Source organism: Streptomyces sp. NPDC100445, from assembly GCF_044759735.1.
Classification (GTDB): Bacteria; Actinomycetota; Actinomycetes; order Streptomycetales; family Streptomycetaceae; genus Streptomyces.
In genome coordinates this window covers 167,964-185,565 of the sequence record NZ_JBIVZV010000007.1, presented here as the reverse complement: position 1 = coordinate 185,565, position 17,602 = coordinate 167,964, and the positions used below count along the sequence as shown (strand labels likewise).

At 73.5% G+C, this 17,602-nt stretch carries 15 protein-coding genes and 1 pseudogene; 7 read left to right on the top strand and 9 right to left on the bottom strand.

From position 1 onward, the window contains the following. Window positions 1-280: 280 nt before the first annotated feature. From ACIQVT_RS19025 to ACIQVT_RS19010, 4 genes are all read left to right on the top strand, one after another. A complete protein-coding gene (locus ACIQVT_RS19025) occupies window positions 281-724 on the top strand; it encodes a DUF6643 family protein (protein ID WP_403754548.1) in 444 nt (147 codons plus the stop codon). Window positions 725-766: 42 nt separating this feature from the next. After that, the gene (locus ACIQVT_RS19020; RefSeq protein WP_403754545.1) at window positions 767-1,591 is read left to right on the top strand and encodes an MOSC domain-containing protein; all 825 of its coding nucleotides are present in this window, start codon (window positions 767-769) and stop codon (window positions 1,589-1,591) included. 189 nt (window positions 1,592-1,780) lie between these two features. Further along, on the top strand, window positions 1,781-2,386 hold the full coding sequence (locus tag ACIQVT_RS19015; protein ID WP_403754542.1) for a hypothetical protein: 606 nt from the start codon (window positions 1,781-1,783) through the stop codon (window positions 2,384-2,386). A 221-nt stretch (window positions 2,387-2,607) separates the two neighbouring features. After that, on the top strand, window positions 2,608-5,046 hold the full coding sequence (locus ACIQVT_RS19010) for a right-handed parallel beta-helix repeat-containing protein (RefSeq protein ID WP_403754539.1): 2,439 nt from the start codon (window positions 2,608-2,610) through the stop codon (window positions 5,044-5,046). Between the two features lie 12 nt (window positions 5,047-5,058). On the opposite strand, the gene ACIQVT_RS19005 is transcribed toward ACIQVT_RS19010, so the two are convergent. After that, the gene (locus tag ACIQVT_RS19005) at window positions 5,059-7,401 is read right to left on the bottom strand and encodes a hypothetical protein (protein WP_403754536.1); all 2,343 of its coding nucleotides are present in this window, start codon (window positions 7,399-7,401) and stop codon (window positions 5,059-5,061) included. A 292-nt stretch (window positions 7,402-7,693) separates the two neighbouring features. Between ACIQVT_RS19005 and ACIQVT_RS19000 the strand changes: the two genes are divergently transcribed. Beyond that, window positions 7,694-8,524 (top strand): DeoR/GlpR family DNA-binding transcription regulator, encoded by an 831-nt coding sequence (locus ACIQVT_RS19000; protein WP_403754533.1) that lies wholly within the window; start codon window positions 7,694-7,696, stop codon window positions 8,522-8,524. Between the two features lie 23 nt (window positions 8,525-8,547). Here ACIQVT_RS19000 and ACIQVT_RS18995 read toward each other — a convergent pair whose 3' ends face one another. The 8 genes from ACIQVT_RS18995 to ACIQVT_RS18960 form a co-directional block, all read right to left on the bottom strand. Then, window positions 8,548-9,339: an enoyl-CoA hydratase/isomerase family protein gene (locus ACIQVT_RS18995; protein WP_403754530.1), complete on the bottom strand. Its 792-nt coding sequence runs from the start codon at window positions 9,337-9,339 to the stop codon at window positions 8,548-8,550. Then, window positions 9,336-10,619, bottom strand: a complete 1,284-nt coding sequence (locus ACIQVT_RS18990; RefSeq protein WP_403754527.1) for a cytochrome P450 — start codon at window positions 10,617-10,619, stop codon at window positions 9,336-9,338. The genes ACIQVT_RS18995 and ACIQVT_RS18990 overlap by 4 nt, the downstream gene beginning before the upstream one ends. A gap of 105 nt (window positions 10,620-10,724) precedes the next feature. Continuing rightward, complete coding sequence (locus ACIQVT_RS18985) at window positions 10,725-12,074, bottom strand: cytochrome P450 (RefSeq protein ID WP_403754524.1); 1,350 nt, start codon at window positions 12,072-12,074, stop codon at window positions 10,725-10,727. A 49-nt stretch (window positions 12,075-12,123) separates the two neighbouring features. Beyond that, window positions 12,124-12,726 (bottom strand): GTP-binding protein, encoded by a 603-nt coding sequence (locus tag ACIQVT_RS18980; RefSeq protein ID WP_403754522.1) that lies wholly within the window; start codon window positions 12,724-12,726, stop codon window positions 12,124-12,126. Further along, window positions 12,701-13,075, bottom strand: a complete 375-nt coding sequence (locus ACIQVT_RS18975; protein WP_403754519.1) for a DUF742 domain-containing protein — start codon at window positions 13,073-13,075, stop codon at window positions 12,701-12,703. Before ACIQVT_RS18975 ends, ACIQVT_RS18980 begins: the two co-directional genes overlap by 26 nt. Continuing rightward, on the bottom strand, window positions 13,072-13,473 hold the full coding sequence (locus ACIQVT_RS18970) for a roadblock/LC7 domain-containing protein (protein WP_403754516.1): 402 nt from the start codon (window positions 13,471-13,473) through the stop codon (window positions 13,072-13,074). Before ACIQVT_RS18970 ends, ACIQVT_RS18975 begins: the two co-directional genes overlap by 4 nt. Continuing rightward, window positions 13,470-14,675 (bottom strand): ATP-binding protein, encoded by a 1,206-nt coding sequence (locus ACIQVT_RS18965; RefSeq protein ID WP_403754514.1) that lies wholly within the window; start codon window positions 14,673-14,675, stop codon window positions 13,470-13,472. The genes ACIQVT_RS18970 and ACIQVT_RS18965 overlap by 4 nt, the downstream gene beginning before the upstream one ends. Before the next feature lie 232 nt (window positions 14,676-14,907). Beyond that, window positions 14,908-16,032: a PLP-dependent cysteine synthase family protein gene (locus tag ACIQVT_RS18960; RefSeq protein ID WP_403754511.1), complete on the bottom strand. Its 1,125-nt coding sequence runs from the start codon at window positions 16,030-16,032 to the stop codon at window positions 14,908-14,910. A gap of 304 nt (window positions 16,033-16,336) precedes the next feature. On the opposite strand from ACIQVT_RS18960, the gene ACIQVT_RS18955 reads away from it, so the two are divergent. Beyond that, window positions 16,337-16,660: a hypothetical protein gene (locus ACIQVT_RS18955; RefSeq protein ID WP_403754508.1), complete on the top strand. Its 324-nt coding sequence runs from the start codon at window positions 16,337-16,339 to the stop codon at window positions 16,658-16,660. A 205-nt stretch (window positions 16,661-16,865) separates the two neighbouring features. Beyond that, window positions 16,866-17,447: pseudogene (locus tag ACIQVT_RS18950) on the top strand (ATP-binding protein); the annotation flags it as partial. Window positions 17,448-17,602 lie beyond the last annotated feature (155 nt).

Genomic DNA, 17,602 nt, shown 5'->3' with positions numbered 1-17,602 from the left:
ATCGGGTCGTGGCTCACTGTTTTCGTCCCGGCGGTCCGGGTCGTCCCTACCCGCACAACTTATTCCCGCGTACGGCGAACGCCCACGAACGGCACCGGAAGATCGCCGGTCAACCGCCGGTAACCCGGTAAGAACACGGCCTTTACACGATCCAAACGTGGATCACTGTCCCTTTTTGCCGAGTTCGCTCGGATTGGGGGTCCCAGGCTGTCGCCGACACGGAAAACAACCCTCTTATCGGTCTCCCCAACCAGCACATCGTGGGCTTAACTTATGTGCCATGACCTCCCCCCGCTCCACTTATGGCGGCGGCTACTACTCCGCCTCCTTCCCGGACACCCCGATCTACGACTCGCTCGTCGCCGAGCGGGGCACCCCGCAGATCGCCCCGATCCGGGTTCCCGCCGCCTACGACACGGGCAACGGCCTGCCCGCCCTGCCGTCGGCGCTCCCCGCCCTCCCGGCGGCCCCGTCCCAGCAGGTCTCCTCCTACGGCTACCCGCAGGCGCAGCAGCCCGCACCGCTGCACTACGCGCCCACGGCGTACATCCCGCAGCAGGCCAGCGCCCCGCGCGGCTACCCCGGTCCGCAGGCTCCGCAGCAGCAGCGACCGATGCCGGCGGGCAACGGTTACGAGGCGATGCGTCCGGCGGCCCCGCGGCCCGCGCCGGCCGCGTACCAGGATCCGTACAACAACCAGCAGCAGCAGTACCGCGGTTACTGACCGAGACGCCCGGCGGCCGGTGTCGTTTGGCACGATGGCGGCATGGGAAACGTCGAAGTGCAGTCGCTCCACATCCATCCGGTCAAGGCGTTCCGGGCGCTGTCGCCCGGGGATGCCGTCGTGGAGCCGTGGGGACTGGCCGGGGACCGGCGCTGGTCACTGATCGACGACGGGGGAAAGGTCGTCACACAGCGTGAGCATCCGCGCCTCGCGCTGGCCGCCGCCGAGCCTCTGGCCGGCGGCGGCGTCCGTCTGTCCGCGCCCGGCCGGGAGCCGCTGACGGTCGAGGTGCCGCGGCCGGCCGTGACCGTGCCGGTGAACGTGTTCGGCACCAAGGTGGAGGTCGTGCCGGCCGCCGCCGACGCGCACGCCTGGTGCAGCGCCTACCTCGGGGCCGAGGTGCGTCTGGTCCACCTGGACGATCCGGCCACCCGCCGCCCGATCGTCCCCAAGTACGGCCTGCCCGGTGAGACGGTCAACCTCGCCGACGGCTTCCCCCTGCTGGTCACCACGACCGCCTCGCTGGACGCCCTGAACGCGCTCATAGCGCGGGGCCCGCACGCCGGCGAGGGCCCCCTCCCCATGACGCGCTTCCGCCCCAACATCGTCGTCACCGGCACCGAGCCGTGGGCCGAGGACGACTGGACGCGGGTCTCGATCGGCGAGGTGGAGTTCCGCGTCCCCAAGGCGTGCGCGCGCTGTGTGGTGACGACCAACGACCAGGACTCGGCCGTACGCGGCCGGGAGCCGCTGCACACCCTGGCACGGCACCGCAGGATCGACGGGCAACTGCTGTTCGGCGTGCACCTGGTGCCCCTCTCCCCCGGCACGATCCGGGTCGGCGACCCGCTGCGGATACTGCCCTAGCACGCGCACGCCCCCGGCGGGCGGTGGTGGACGGGGCCCGGGAACCCGGGGCCGGTCCCCGCTCGTTGTGGGGGCGTGAGAAATTCGTGAGAGGCCGCGGACGAGGGGGTCCGCGGCGGACGTGGGGCGGTCCTCCCGGCCGGCGGCGAGCACGGGCGCCGAGCGGAGCGGACCGGAAGGGGGTGGGGCATGCGGGCAGTGGGCGGGCTGTGGCGCTGGCGGCGCAATCCGCTGCGCCGGGCAACAGATCTGGCCGAGGCGTGGGTGGCCCTCGTGGCGCTGCTGCTGATCGCCGTGGCCGCTCCCCTGACCGGCTGTCTGGTCGGCGCCGCCGCCCAGGACTCGCTCCAGCGGTCGGTACGGCAGCAGCACCACGCACGCCGCCTCGTCACCGCCACGGTCATCCGCGACCTGGGCGCGGCCCCGCCGGAGGCGGACCCCGACACCAGCACCGCGCGCGACGCGCGCCGCCGCGTCCTCGCGTACTGGCGGGCGCCGGACGGCAGCCGGCGGCGCGGCCAGGTCCTGGTGGACCTCCGGTCACCCGGCCGCGGGGACCGTTTCAGGCTCTGGACCGACCCGCACGGGCGGATAGCCACCCGCCCGCTGGACCCGGCCACGGCGACGGCGCACGCCGTGCTCGCCGGGTTCGGCGCGACGCTCGTGACCGCGGCCCTCGTCGAGACCGGCCGGCGCCTGACCGTCTGGCGCATGGTCCGCCGGCGGTACGCCCGCTGGGACCGGGCCTGGGAGCGGGCGGGTCCGGACTGGGGCAAGGCGGGCACGGGCAGCTGACGGCCTGCCGGCTCCGGTCAACCCCGCGCGCACGCACACGCTACGGTGGACCGGCCGAAGCACATTCGGCGACGACCCGCGGATGCGAGAGTCCCCGGGGCGCGTGGATTCCCGGGAACGCGCACACACTCCGGCCCAGGGCGGGGCAGCGGTCCCGGCGTCCGCGGCAGCGCCCCGGCGGGTGGAGCATCAGTACGACGAGGTGGGGGCACGGCAACGCCATGGCACAGGGCACGGTCCAGGTGACGCACACCGGTACTTCGCGGTGGCGGCGCCGCACGGGTGAGTACGCGTCGCTCGCCGCCGCCCTGGAGGCCGCCGCCGACGGCGACGTCCTCACCATCGCTCCCGGCACCTACCGGGAGAACCTCGTCGTCCAGCGGGCGGTGACACTGCGTGGGCCGGAGGGGTCCGCCGGCTCCGTGCGGATCGCGCCCGCGGACGGGGTGCCGCTCACCGTGCGGGCCTCCGCCGTCGTGCAGGACCTGCACGTGGAGGGCCAGGACGCGGCGACGCCCGCGGTGCTGGTCGAGGAGGGCACGCCCGAGCTGACGGACCTGCGTGTCGTCACCCGGTCCGCCGCCGGCATCGAGGTGCGCGGCGGCGCCCGCCCGACCGTGCGCCGCTGCACCGTAGACAACCCGGCCGGTATCGGCATCACCGTGCTCGACGGCGGCGGCGGTGTGTTCGAGGAGTGCGAGGTCGTCGCGGCCGGGCAGGCGGGCGTGGCGGTGCGCGGCGGCGCGCACCCGCGGCTGGAGCGCTGCCGGGTGCACCACGCCTCCGGCACCGGACTGACCGTGACCGGTGAGAACTCCGCGCTGGAGGCGGTGGGCTGCGAGATCTACGAGGTGCGCGGCTCGGGCGTGCAGATCACCGAGCGGGCCACCGCGCACCTGACCGACTGCGACGTGCACCGCACCACCGCCGACGGCATCACCCTGGACACCGACGCGGTGCTCACGCTCGCCGACTGCCGCATCCACGACATCCCGGAGAACGCGGTCGACCTGCGTTCCCGCTCGGTGCTGACCCTCACCCGGACGACGGTCCGTCAGTTCGGGCGCAACGGCCTGTCGGTGTGGGACCCGGGGACCCGGGTGGACGCCAACCAGTGCGAGATCTTCGACAGCACCGGTGACTATCCGGCGGTGTGGGTGAGCGACGGCGCCACCGCCGTGCTCGACTCCTGCCGGGTCCACGACGTGCCGGACGCGCTGTTCGTGCTGGACCGCGGTTCCCGCGCGGACGTCGTGGACAGCGACCTGTCCCAGGTGCGCAACACGGCCGTCTCGGTGAGCGACGGGGCGACCGCCCAGCTGGACGACTGCCGGATCCGGGACGCGGCCACCGGTGCCTGGTTCCGCGACCACGGCAGCGGCGGCACCCTCGCCAACTGCACCCTGGACGGCACGCAGACGGGTGTGATCGTCACCAAGGGCGCGGACCCGACCGTCGAACGCTGCACGGTCGACTCCCCCTCGGAGGCCGGTTTCTACGTGTCCGCGGGCGGCCGGGGCAGCTTCCTGAACTGCCGGGTCAGCGGCAGCGGCGGGTACGGCTTCCACGTGCTCGACGGCTGCCGTACGACGCTGCGCCGGTGCCGCACGGAGCGCTGCGCGCGCGGCGGGTACGAGTTCGCCGAGGGCGGCCCGGACGCCGGGAGCGGGACGGGACCGGTGGTGGAGGACTGCACCGGCGACGAGAGCGGTGGTCCCCGGCCGCCCGCGCCCCGTGCGCCCCTCGTGCAGACGGTGCCGCAGGGCGCCGGTCTGCTGGGCGCGATCCCCGGACAGCAGACGGCCGAGCGGGAACCGTCCGCCGCCGCGGCGGAACCGGAGCCGGAGCGGCGTTCGTCGAAGGATGTGCTCGGGGAACTGGACGCACTGGTGGGTCTGGAGAGCGTCAAGCGCGAGGTGCGCGCGCTGACCGACATGATCGAGGTGGGGCGGCGCCGGCAGCGGGCCGGCCTGAAGGCGGCCTCCGTCAAGCGACATCTGGTCTTCACGGGCTCGCCCGGCACCGGCAAGACGACCGTCGCCCGGCTCTACGGCGAGATCCTGGCCTCCCTGGGCGTGCTGGAGAAGGGCCATCTGGTCGAGGTGTCCCGGGTCGACCTGGTCGGGGAGCACATCGGTTCGACGGCGATCCGCACCCAGGAGGCGTTCCAGCGGGCGCGCGGCGGTGTGCTGTTCATCGACGAGGCGTACGCGCTGTCCCCGCAGGACGCCGGGCGGGACTTCGGCAAGGAGGCCATCGACACGCTGGTGAAGCTGATGGAGGACCAGCGGGACGCGGTGGTGGTGATCGTCGCCGGGTACACCGCGGAGATGGAGCGCTTCCTCTCCGTCAACCCGGGTGTCGCCTCCCGCTTCTCCCGCACCATCACGTTCGGGGACTACGGCCCCGAGGAGCTGCTGCGGATCGTGGAGCAGCAGGCCGACGAGCACGAGTACCGGCTGGCCCCGGGGGCGTCGGAGGCCCTGCTGAAGTACTTCACCGTGATCCCGAAGGGGCCGGCGTTCGGCAACGGCCGTACGGCCCGGCAGACGTTCGAGGCGATGGTGGAGCGGCACGCGAGCCGGGTCGCGCAGGTCGCCGATCCGACCACCGACGACCTGACCCTGTTGTTCGGCGAGGACCTGCCCGAACTGCCCTGAGCGCGGGGCGGTTCAGCAGCGGTCCGGGCGCTGTCCCGGCAGTTCCGGGCGCAGGCGGCCGAGGAGCCGGGCCCGTTCGCGGGCGAAGGCGGGGTCGGCCTGGTAGTCGGAGTGGCCGAGGATCGGGGCCGGGAGCGGGTGCTCGGGGGTGCGGCCGTAGGCGAGGGGGTCGCGCAGGGGCTCGTGGTCGACCTCCGGGGTGGCGCCGTCGGAGACCCGGACGGGGCCGCCGATGGGGTCGGTGCGGCGGTGGAGGTTGCGCCAGCAGGCGATGTCGTGGTGCAGGGAGGCGAGGGCCGGCGGACCGAAGTGGGCCGGGAACCAGCGGCCGTACAGCCGTTCCAGCGGGGAGCCGTAGGTGAGCAGGGCGACCCGCTTGCGCACGGACGGCGGCAGTTGCCAGGCCGCCGCGGCGGCGAGGACGCTGCCCTGGGAGTGGCCGGACAGGACGAGCCGGCCGCCGGTGTACCGGGTCCAGGTCGCCATGCGCCAGGTCAGGTCCGGCACCGCGCGTTCGGCGTAGCAGGGCGGGGCGAAGGGGTGGGCGGCGCGCGGCCAGAAGGTGCCCACGTCCCAGAGGATGCCGATGGTGCGGCGGGCGGAGGCATCCTTGTAGGCGCGCCGGCCCCAGGTCACGAAGAGCAGGAAGCCGAGTCCCACCAGCCAGGAGCCGAGCGCCTGTGACGTCTCGGCGACGGCCCGGACGACGTGGCCGGTGCGGTGGGCCGCGCCGTCGGGTGTCCGCCCGGTGGCCAGGGCTCCGGCGAGGGCCGCGCCGCCCAGCAGCAGCGTGGCGACGGTGAGCACGGCGAGCACCAGGGGCGCCCGGTCGGTGAGCGTGGCCATGGCCCGGGCGTGAGCGACGGCGCGGGTGCGGGCCGGGTCCTCGGGTTCGCCGGGGTGCTCGTGGCGGACCCGGTCGCGTTCGGTGCGGGCGAGCCGGGCGGTGTCCAGGGTGAGCCGGACGGCGAGGAGCAGCAGGACGGCGAGGAGCGGCGGGATGGCGGAGGCCTGCCAGGTGAGCAGGACGGGCGGGCCGGTGAGCAGGGCGCGGGTGCCGTCGAGCCAGTCGGCGACGCGCTGGGCGACCCCGCCGGAGATCACTCCGCCCAGTGCGCAGGCCAGCAGCGCGACGGCGGGGCCGCCGAGGCCCCGCATCCCGGCGCGCGGGTCGGGGCGGCGGCGGTGGAGGTCCCGGGCCACGACGCCGAGGGCGACGACGAGCAGGCCCTGGGCCGCCGTGAGGGCACCGAAGGCCGGGTCGCCGGGCAGCCGTCCGGCGGAGTGCCAGCCGGGCCGCGACCAGCCGGAGTAGACCAGGGTGAGCAGCAGCAGACCGAGCGCGCCGAGCGGCAGGCGGCGCACGAGGTGCCGGTCGACTCCGTGGTCGAGACGGTTCTCGCTGCGGCCCCGGGAGCAGACCACGCCGACGGCCGCACCCGCGCAGACGAGCAGGCCGGCGATGAGCAGGGGGCCGAGGACCCCCAGGGCGGCGGGGCCGCCGGGGCGGTGGTCGAAGCGGGCGGCCGGGACGGCGACGGCGGCGGCGACCGTCAGCAGGCCGGCCGCGGTGTGGGCCGCGCGCAGCCGGGCCACGAGGCGGCGTCCGTACCAGAAGCCGGGCCGGGCCAGCGCGCCGGCGTCGGGGTCGGGCTCGGGGGCGCGGGACAGCGGGCGGTGGGACTCGTAGGTGCTCCAGGTGCGGTGCGACAGGTACCAGAGCAGGCCGGTCAGCGCGGCCGGCAGGGTCGCGGCGAGGGCCAGCCGGCGGCCGGGCGCGCTCCACCAGCCGCCGGCCCCGGCCGGTGCTCCGCCGGCCGCGGGGGCGAGGAAGCCGAGCCAGGAGTGGCGGCGGACGCAGCCGGGGGTGCCCGCGCACTGCCAGGCGACCAGGTCGAGGGCGACCTCGCAGGCGGCGGCGATCAGGAGCACGGTCAGGGTGAGGGCGGCCAGGCGCACGAGGAGGCCGTAGAGGCGGACGGCGCGCTGCCGGCCGGGTGCGGCGGGGCGCATCCAGTGGGCCAGGTTGACGACCATGAACGGCAGCAGCAACAGCCACAGGGCGCGGCTGCCGTCGCCGGAGGTCAGGTTGCACCAGACGTACGCCTCCCGGACCGGACCGCCGCGGGGCTCCCGACCGGCGGTGCGCGCGTCCTGGCCCGGGGCTTCGGCGTCGGCGGCGCGCCGGAAGACGGCGGCCGTGTCGTCGCCGGTGACCCGGACCGTGCGCGGGTCGCCGAGCATCTTCTCGGGCGTGGCGCCGCCCACCCCGTGCACCAGCAGTTCCAGGTCCTGACCCGGCTCGGCGGGCCGGGCCGTGGGCCGCCCCGCGGGGCGTTCCTGCGCGCGTTCCACTGTTCTCGCACTTCCCCCGTGACACCTGTACGTCCGTGCCGTGCGCGCTCCAGGATTCCCGGTTCGGCGCTCTCCCGTCCCCCTCCTCACGGAATCTCCCCGATCCGGGTGACGGCGGGCGGGGCGTGCGCCCGCCCCGGGTGGCCGCGGGGGCCGGCAGGTGGTGGCGCGACCGGTGCCGACCCGTGAAAGGATGGGACGCCCGCGTACCGCCGGGACCGAGTCGGTCCCCAGGTCGGAGCCGGTGTGCCGGGCGTGTCGGACGGGTGGCGGTGGAAGGAGCGGAGCGTACGTGAGCGAGAATCAGAACCTCCTCGCGGAGCAGCGCCGCGCCCTGATCCTGGACGAGGTCCGCCGCCGTGGCGGTGTGCGGGTCAACGAACTGACCCGCAGGCTCGGCGTGTCCGACATGACCGTGCGCCGGGACCTGGACACCCTCGCGCGGCAGGGGATGCTGGAGAAGGTGCACGGCGGTGCCGTGCCGGTGGTCGAGGCGAGCACCCACGAGCCGGGGTTCGAGGCGAAGTCGGGGCTGGAGCCGACCGCCAAGGAGGACATCGCGCGGGCCGCCGCCGGGCTGGTCGCGCCGGGTGCGGCGGTCGCGTTGTCGGGCGGTACGACGACGTACGCGCTCGCCCAGCACCTGCTGGAGGTGCCCGACCTGACCGTGGTGACGAACTCGCTGCGGGTCGCGGACGTCTTCCACGCGGCGCAGCGCAGCTCGGGGCAGCGTCAGGGGGCGGCGACGGTGGTGCTGACCGGTGGGGTGCGCACGCCGTCGGACTCGCTGGTGGGTCCGGTGGCCGACCAGGCGATCGCCACGCTCCACTTCGATCTGCTGTTCCTCGGGGTGCACGGCATATCGGTGGAGGCCGGTCTCTCCACGCCGAACCTCGCGGAGGCCGAGACCAACCGGCGGCTGGTGCACTCCGCCCGCCGGGTCGTGGTGGTCGCCGACCACACGAAGTGGGGCACGGTGGGCCTGAGTTCCTTCGCCACGCTGGAGCAGGTGGACACGCTGGTGACGGACGGGGGCTTGGCGGCGGAGGCGCGTGCGGAGATGTCCGAGCACCTGCGCGTGGTGGTGGCGGACGAGCCGAGCCAGGACGACGCGGACCTCTGAGCGGGCGGCCGGTGGGCCGGTGATCAGTGGGGGCCGCGGGAGTGGTGCGCCTCGGCCACGACCGCTGCCATCAGTTCCGCGTCCAGCACGGAGGTGTCCGCCAGGCGCGAGCCGGCGGACAGCGAGTTGAGCAGGGCCTTGGTGACGCGCAGCGCCGCCGGGGGACGGCGGACGACGGGTGCGGCCCACGCCTGGACGGCCGCGTCCAGTTCGTGGGCGGGCACGACCTTCTGGAGCACGGACAGGGACAGGGCCTCCGCCGCGGTGAAGGCCCGCCCGGTGAGGACGAGTTCGCGGACACGGGCGGCGCCGACCTCGCTGATCAGGCGGGGCAGGAGGCCGCCCCACGCGGTGGGCAGGCCGAGGGCGAGTTCGGGCAGCCGGAAGGTCGCGTCCTCGGACCCGACCCGCAGGTCACAGGCGAGCGCCAGGGCGAGGCCCGCTCCGACCGCCTTGCCCTGGACGCGGGCGATGGTGACGGCCGGGTTCCCGGTCAGGGCGTCGCAGACCCGCCGTGCCTTGGTGCCCGACAGCCGGATGCCGCCACCGGTGGGGTCGTGGGCGAGGTGGCGGCTGAACTCGCCGCGGTCCCCGCCCAGGCAGAAGTCCGTCCCACCGGCGGCGAGGACGAGTACCCGGACCGCCGGATCCTGGTCCTGGAGGACCGCCAAGAGGTCGTCCAGCAGGGCGTCGGTGACGGTGTTGCCCTCGGCGGGGGTGTTCAGCTCGACGGTGAGGACGGCGCCCTCGCGTCGGGTCCGCAGGGTCCGTCGTACGGGGGCTGCCGCGTGGGCCGTGCCAGGCAGGGCGGTCATGTCGTCACTCTCAGGGAGGTCACGCGCCGGAAGACCATCCGGTTCGCGTAGGTCGGTCTCGCGGCCGGCCGCAGGGTGGGGAATCGTTCCAGCAACTCGGTGAGCAGTAGCCGGGCCTCCAGGCGGGCCAGTCCCGAGCCCAGGCAGTAGTGGGCTCCGCCGCCGAAGGTGAGGTGGCCGCCCCGGCGGGAGATGTCGAAGACGTGCGGGTCGTCGTTGCGGCGCGGGTCGTGGTTGGCGGCGCCGTACAGGACGTGGACGGTGGTGTCCCGGGCGACCGGCACGCCGGCGAGGACGGTGTCGGTGGCGGCGACGCGTGAGTTGAGGTGGATGGGCGGGTCGTGGCGCAGGGTCTCCTCGATCGCGTCGTCGAGGTCCTCGGGGTGCCGGCGCAGCCGGTCGGCCCGCGCGGGGTCCTGGGTGAGGAACCACACCGCGTTGCTCAGCAGGGTGGCGGTGGTCTCCAGGGAGGCGATGGTGATGAACATCGTCAGGTCGTACAGCGTCCGGTCGGCGGCCGCGCGGTCGGTGGGGTACCGGGCGTCCCAGTACCGCGTCCAGTCGGTCAGGACGTCGTCGCCGGGGTGGGCGCGCCGGTGGGCGAGGAGGGCGGTGAAGTAGGCCCGCATCTCCCGGGTGGCCTGCGCCGAGACCGCCAGTTCGCTCTTGGTGGGCAGGAGTTCCTGGGCGTGGACCTGCCGGTGGGTGAAGTCCAGGATGCGGGGGTGGTGCGCGGCCGGGATGCCGAGCCACTGACCGACGGTGCGGATCGGGAGCCGGTCGCTCACCGTGCTGACGAAGTCGGCCTCGCCGTCGGCGCGCAGCCGGGCGTCGAGGCGGTCCAGGAGCCGGGTGACGTGGGAGGCGATCAGGGGGCGCAGGGCGTCCAGGGTGCCGCGGTCGAAGAGGTTGCCGAGGGCGCGCCGCTGGACGGTGTGCTCGGGGGCGTTGAGCCGGGACAGGGTGCGGGTCATCTCGCGCGTGGAGGGGTCCTGCCAGCGCGCGGTGTCCGGGTGGCGCTCCTGCCAGGCGAAGTCCGGCGCGAGCCAGTTCCTGCCCCGCAGGACCTGGCTGCACGCGTCGAACCCGGTGACGAAGTACCCGCCCCAGGGAGCGGGCACCACGTCACCCAGCGCGCGCATCTCCGCCCAGACGGGGAGGATCTCCGCCCAGACGGGGAGGGGGTCGGCCCGGCCCTCGGCCGAACGCAGACGCCGCAGGAGGGGAATGACGGCTCGGCGGTCCGTGGTGGTGCCGCGTATGACGCCGACGGCGGTCACGCGAAGCTCCTCTTGTCGCTGGGCGCTACCGATACCGCCAGAACCTACCCTTCCCCTCACCTCCCTCATGCGTCTGTGCGTGTTTCTCGTGTCCCACGCGGCACATCAGATACGGAACGTGTCCAGGAAGCTGCTCCAGAAGCCCTTCCTGCGGGTCGGTTCCGGGCGGACGGCGGCGGCCGGGGCGGCGGGGACCGGCTGTTCCATCGCGATGGGGGCGGTGCGGTTCTGGAGGGCGGAGGCCGTCCGGGTCGCCGGTGTCGGGCTGAAGGCCACGGGGAGGGCGACCAGTGCCCGGTGGAACGGTCCCGGCCGCCACTGGAGGTCCTGTTCGTGGACGGCCAGGGTCAGGTCGGGCAGGGCGTTGAGGATCTTCTCGATCGCGGTGACGGCGATGACCTGCGCCGGGTCCTTGGCGGGGCAGGCGTGCGGGCCGGCTCCCCAGGCCAGGTGGGCGCCCTTGCTGTGGGACCGGCGGGCGTCGGCCAGCGCCGGGTCGCTGTTGGCCGCGGCGAAGCTGATGACGACCGGTGTGCCGGCCTCGGCCACCACTCCCCCGAGGTCCACGTCCTGCACCGGGTAGTGGGTGGCGTAGTTGGCGATCGGGGTCTGGTTCCACAGCACGTGGTCGATCGCCTCCTCGATCAGCATGCCGGAGCCGCCCCCGCCGGCGCCGGGCGCCAGCAGCAGGAGCAGGGCGTTGCCGATCAGGTTGCGCTCGGGTTCGACGCCGGCGCCCATCAGCATGACCAACTGGTCCTTGAGTTCCTCGTCGGTCAGGCCGGCGGGGTGCTGGATCAGCCAGGAGGTGACGTCGTCCCCGGCCCGGCGGCGCTTGAGGGCGATCAGCTCCATGAGACAGGCGGTGAGTTCCTCGTTGGCGCGCAGGGCGTCCCTGCCGTCGAAGATCGCCGACATGGAGCTGGTGAGGGTGTCGCCGATGTCCGCCGGGCAGCCGAAGAGCTGGTTGAACAGCAGCAGCGGCAGCAGCTTGGCGTAGTCGTTGAGCAGGTCGGCCCGGCCGCGTTCGCTGAACCGGTCGATGAGGTAGTCGGCGATGGGCTCGACGTCGCGGCGGATGCGGGTCATGTTGAGCCGGGCGAGGCTGTCGGTGACGGCCTTGCGCAGCCGCAGGTGCACGGCGCCGTCGGTGAACAGGCAGTTGGGCCGGTACGCCATCATCGGCAGCAGCGGGTGGTCCAGCCCGACGCGCCCTTCGTTCAGCGCCTTCCAGCGGCGGGCGTCCCGGGCGAACAGCGTGGAGTTCTGTAGCACGCGCAGGGCCGTCTCGTGCCCGACGACCAGGGTGGCGTCGACGCCGGGGGCGAGTTCGACCGGTCCGGCCGGGCCGTGGGCCCGTACCCGGTCGTAGACCTGGTGGGGGTCGGCGGCGAACGCGGCGTCGTGCAGGGGGCATCGCGCGCCGGTGGGGGCGCTGACTGACTGACGGTCCATGAGGTTCCTTCTGCTGGCCCGCGGCCGATGGTCCGGGCGGTGGGGCGTGTCAGGCGGCTCTGGTGAGCAGGTGGCGCACGAGCGCGATGAGCGCGTGGGCGGAGGACTGCCGGTCGCGGGCGTCGCAGTACACGACGGGGGTGTCCGGCAGCAGGTCCAGGGCCTCGCGCACCTCCGCCTCCCCGTACGCCGTGTCGGTGCCGAAACTGTTGACGGCGATGGCGTACTCGAGTCCGTACCGCTCGACGAGGTCGATGACGGGGAAGGTCTCCTCCAGCCGGGCGGGGTCGACCAGCAGCAGCGCGCCGAGCGCGCCACGGGCCATGTCCTCCCACAGCTGCATGAAACGCTGCTGCCCGGGGGTGCCGAACAGGTACAGCACGAGGTCGTCGCTGAGCGTCAGCCGGCCGAAGTCCAGGGCCACGGTGGTGGTGGCCTTGTCCGTCACGCCCCTGAGGTCGTCCACGTGGAGCGACGCCTGCGTCATCTTCTCCTCGGTGCGCAGCGGGGTGATCTCCGACAGCGAGCCGATGAACGTCGTCTTGCCCACGGCGAAATGCCCGACGACCAGGATCTTCGCCGCGTTGGTCACCGCGCTGGAGACGTAGATGGATCCAGGGGCCGTCTCAGCCGATGAGGGATTGGAGTCCATTCAGAACCTTCTCGAGGGTCGCTCTGTCAACGTTCTGAGCCCGGGGCGGCTCGGCGCGGCGCAGGAGGTGGCCCTGCTCGAATAAGTCGGTCAGCAGCAACCGGGCCACCCCCACCGGCAGTTCGAGGTGGCCGGCCACCTCGGCGACCGACAGGTAGCCGCCCGCGCACAGCTGCCAGATGGCCGTCACCTCGGGGCCGGCCCCCAGCGGGGGTGTCCGCTCGGGGGCCAGGGTGACCAGGGTGTGCAACGCCAGGTCGTCCGCGTCCGGCAGCGTCCGGCCGCCGGTGATGACGTACGAGCGGACGAAGTCGCTGGTGACGGAGGCTTCCTCGGCGGGCTGCGTCATGAGCCGACACCGTTGTCCGTGCGCGGCGCGACACTCATCGCCTTGCTCAGGGCGGCCACCGTCTTCTGCATGCGGAACGACACGGCTTCCATGTCGACGTCCAGTGCGGCGGAGACGGCGAGGTAGGAGCCCTGGCCCGCGGCGATGAGGAAGATCCAGCCGCCGTCGTACTCGAGCAGCGTCTGCTTCCAGATGCCGTGCCCCGCTCCGACGAAGCCCGCGACGGCGCGGCTCAGCGACTGCATCGAGCTCATCGCGGCGGCGTTCGTCTCCGCGTCGTCCCGTCCGATGTCGTCCGAGCGGTGCAGCAGGAGGCCGTCGCCCGAGACGAGGATCGCGTGGCGGGCTCCGCGCACCTCGAGCACGTCGTTCAGCACCCAGGACAGGTCGGTCTTCACTGGTCGTCGGATCCTTCCGTGGTGTTGGTGCGCCCGAGGTGGGTGCCGCGCGCGAAGGCCCCGAGCCGCGACGCGGTGACCTCGCCGGCCGGTTCGGACGTCGCCTCCTGGCCGGTGGTGTCGAGGGCCGGGACCATCGTGACGGGGCCCGAGCGCCGGCGGCGCTTGGGCAGGCCGCCGGTGGTCGTGCCCACCACGTGCGAGGGGCCCACGACCGGGACCGGCGCCAGTCGCTGGGGGGCCGCCTGCGGGCCCGTGGCGTCCTGGGCGCCCGCGGCGGGTGCGGGGGCGGGGGCGTCGGCCGCGAGGAGGCTTTCGGGTACACGGATCACTGCACGCACTCCGCCGTAGGGGGACACGGAACCGACGGAGACGGCGAAGCCGTAGCGGGCGGCGAGCATGCCGCACACGGCGAAGCCGAACCGCGGCGGATCGCCGAGGCCGGTGATGTCGACGGGGCCGTCGACGGCGAGCAGGGCCGCCGCCCGGTCCTTGGTCTCCTGGTCCATCCCGAGACCGGCGTCGTCCACGATGAAGCACACGCCGGTGGGGACGGTCTGGATGTTGACCTCGACCGGTGTGCCGGGCGCGCTGTAGGTCGTCGCGTTGTCCAGCAGTTCGGCCAGGACGACGGCCACAGGCTCGACCGCCTTGCCGACGAGGGAGACGTTGACCTGGGAGTGGACGCCGACGCGGTCGAAGTCCTTGATCCGGCCCTGAGCGCTGCGGGCGACGTCGTAGACGGTGGCGGCGCCCTCCCGCCTGCCGAGCCAGCCGCCGCACAGCACCGAGATGCCCTTGGCGCGGCGCCCGAACTGGCTGCCGGTGTGGTCGACCGACATGAGGTCGGCCAGGACGTCGGTGGTGTCGCCGTACTTCTTCAGCAGGGCGTCCAGGAGCACCTGCTGTTCCTCGGCGAGGGACTGGAGCGTTCCCATCGCAGACTTCAGCACCGCCTTGGTCGCCGCCTCGGCGTCCGCCCGTACGTCGGCGAGGTCGCGCTGGTGCTGCGCGGTCAGCGCGGCGATGTGGTTGTGGAGCTGCCCGACATCGCCGCGGGCCTGTCCCAGTCCTGTCTCCAGGTCCTTCCTCGTTCTTCGGAGCGCCATGTTGGTTCTCCGGGCCCGCATCACTGCGGCGACCGCAGCGACGAGCACCACAAGCAAGATCCACAGGAGTGGATCCCGGGTCAATGACGTCATGAGACTCTCTTCAAGTCGCAGCGCGCCGGGAAGGTGAGCAGCGCGATGGTGCCTTCGAGACTGTCCCCCGGACGCGTTTCATGACACGCCGTCAGCCCACTGAAAAGTGGGATGATCTTATCAGCCAAACAGAGCCAACCCGCTTACGCCCGGCCTCAATTGAGACGTCATCCACCCGACACACTCCGGCCACCCTCCCGCCGGGCGCCGGCCCCCCGCGGCCGGGGCCGGCTCAGACCGGCCACACCCCCGTCGCCAGGAACGAGTCGATCGCCACCGTGTACGGCGTGATGTCCAGGCCCTGTCCGGCCAGCCACGCGTCCGAGTAGTACTTGTCCAGGTAGCGGTCGCCCGGGTCGCACAGCAGCGTCACCACACTGCCCCGGCGGCCCTCCGCCACCATCTCGGCGACGATCTTCAGGGCGCTCCACAGCCCGGTGCCGGTCGAGCCGCCCGCCTTGCGGTTGATGGCCCGGCCCAGGGCCCGTACGGCGGCGACACTGGCCGCGTCCGGGACCTTCATCATCCGGTCGACCGCGCCGGGCACGAAACTGGGTTCCATGCGCGGCCGGCCGATGCCCTCGATGCGCGAACCGCAGTCGCAGGTCACGTCCGGGTCGCCGGTCGTCCAGCCGTCGAAGAAACAGGAGTTCTCCGGGTCGGCGACGCAGATCCGGGTGTCGAACTGCATGTAGTGCACGTAGCGCGCCAGCGTCGCGGAGGTGCCGCCGGTACCGGCCGTCGCGACGATCCAGGCCGGCTCCGGGAACCGTTCCAGCCGCAACTGGCGGAAGATGGACTCGGCGATGTTGTTGTTGCCGCGCCAGTCCGTGGCCCGCTCGGCGTAGGTGAACTGGTCCATGTAGTGGCCGCCCGTCTCCACCGCGAGCCGGGCGGACTCCTCGTACATCTTCCGGGAGTCGTCCACGAAGTGGCACCGGCCGCCGTGGAACTCGATCAGACGGATCTTCTCCGCGCTCGTCGTGCGCGGCATGACCGCGATGAACGGCACCCCCACCAGCTTGGCGAAGTACGCCTCGGAGACCGCCGTCGAGCCGCTGGACGCCTCGATCACCGGACGGTCCGGGCGGATCCAGCCGTTGCACAGGCCGTAGAGGAACAGGGACCGGGCCAGCCGGTGTTTGAGGCTGCCGGTCGGGTGGGTCGACTCGTCCTTGAGATAGAGGTCGATGCCCCACCGCTCGGGCAGCGGGAAGCGCAGCAGGTGCGTGTCCGCGGAGCGGTTGGCGTCGGCCTGCACCTTGCGGACGGCTTCTTTCAGCCAGCCTCGGTAGGCGGCGTCACTGCGGTCGACGTCGAGGGTGGCGCCGGTCCTGGTCTCATGGGTGGTGCTCACGACGGGGGCTCCTTACGCTGGGCGCCGACAGCGCGTCGCACAGCCGGCTCCTTCGAGCATAGGCACCTTTCAGACCGCCCCCCACCTGCATAAACGCATCTTTGAGCCGCCCAAAGCCGCCCTGGGGAACGCGTGTGCGAGGACGCCGGGGGCGCGGGGGCGCACGCGGTGCGCGGCCTGTCGCACACACCCCGCGCGTACTGGTGCTCATGCCCGCGCCGAGGCAGACTGCACGCGACGGGACGAGGCGTCCCGAACGGGGGCGCACACGGACCACGGAGACACCGCGAGGGGGCGGCAGGACATGGCGGAGCCCGAGTTCACGGCCACAGGCGTGCGGATCGGCAAGCGGCTGCGGTCGCTGACCCGGGCCGGACAGGTCCGGATCAACGACGGCAGGCTGGAGCTGCTCACCAGCTACGGCAGCGAGATCGACAGCGCGCCGGTGCAGGCCGTGCGCGCGTCCAAGCCGTGGTTCGCGCCGGACGACCGGGCGCTGGCCGACGTCAACGGCACGCGGTACCTGCTGACGCTCGGCGAGCACGATCCGGCGCCGGGCCGGCCGGGCCCGCCCGCGGCGCGGCGCTTCATCGAGGCGGTGCGCCGGGCGGCGGGGGACCGCGGCTGAGGCGCGCCCCGTCGCGGCGAGTTGCGTGACCGCATCCGCTGGGTCACGCTGATGTCACGTCACTCTGGGTTTACCGGCGATAACGCTGCGAACCAGCCCGCCGGCCACGACAGCAGGCGGACGTTTGGACGCAAGCACCCTGCTGGATCCGTTGTTCTCCGTGTTCATCCGGTTCCTTCGGACCTCACATCGGGGAGTCGCAGCCGTGATCACTCATCCAAGCAGGCACTGCACAGTGGAACTCCAGGCCCTGCCGTCGCGGATCGGTCAGGTCCGCAGAATCGTATCTGCGCAGTTGCGTTACTGGCACATGGACCCGTTGATAGACCGGGCCGCGCTCGGCGTGACCGAGTTGCTGAGCAACGTCCACCGGCACGCCAGGCCCGACAAGTCGTGCACCGTCGAGCTGGAGTTGCTGGCGGACCGGCTCACCGTCTCGGTACGCGACCACGATCCGCGCCTCCCGGTGCCGAACGAGCCGCCTCCGGCCGGGACCGCGGACGCGGCGCCCCCTGTCACGCCGGCCGACACCGGCGACCCGGCGGACGTCACCCCGCTGGCCACCTGCGGACGGGGGCTGGCGATGGTGGCCGCCGTCAGCGAGAGCTGGGGCGCCCGGCCGGACGGCGAGAACGGCAAGGTCGTCTGGTTCACGCTGCCGGCGCCGCCGGTGACGCACAGCCGTCCGACAGGGCCGCCGCGCAGCGCGGTACGCCCCGCGCCGACCCCGGTGACCGTGGCCGCCACCGCGGGAGCCACGGCGCCCGTTCCGGCGCGGACGGCCGTCCCCTCGGGGCCGTCGCGTCCGGCGCGGACGCCGGTCGGCGCGGGAGCGCCGGCGAACACCGCGGTGCCGGTCGGCGCCGTGACTCCGGTCGCGGGTGCCGGTGTTCCGGCCGGCGCCGGGACGGCGGTCGCGGGTGCCGGGGACTCGCCCGGGCC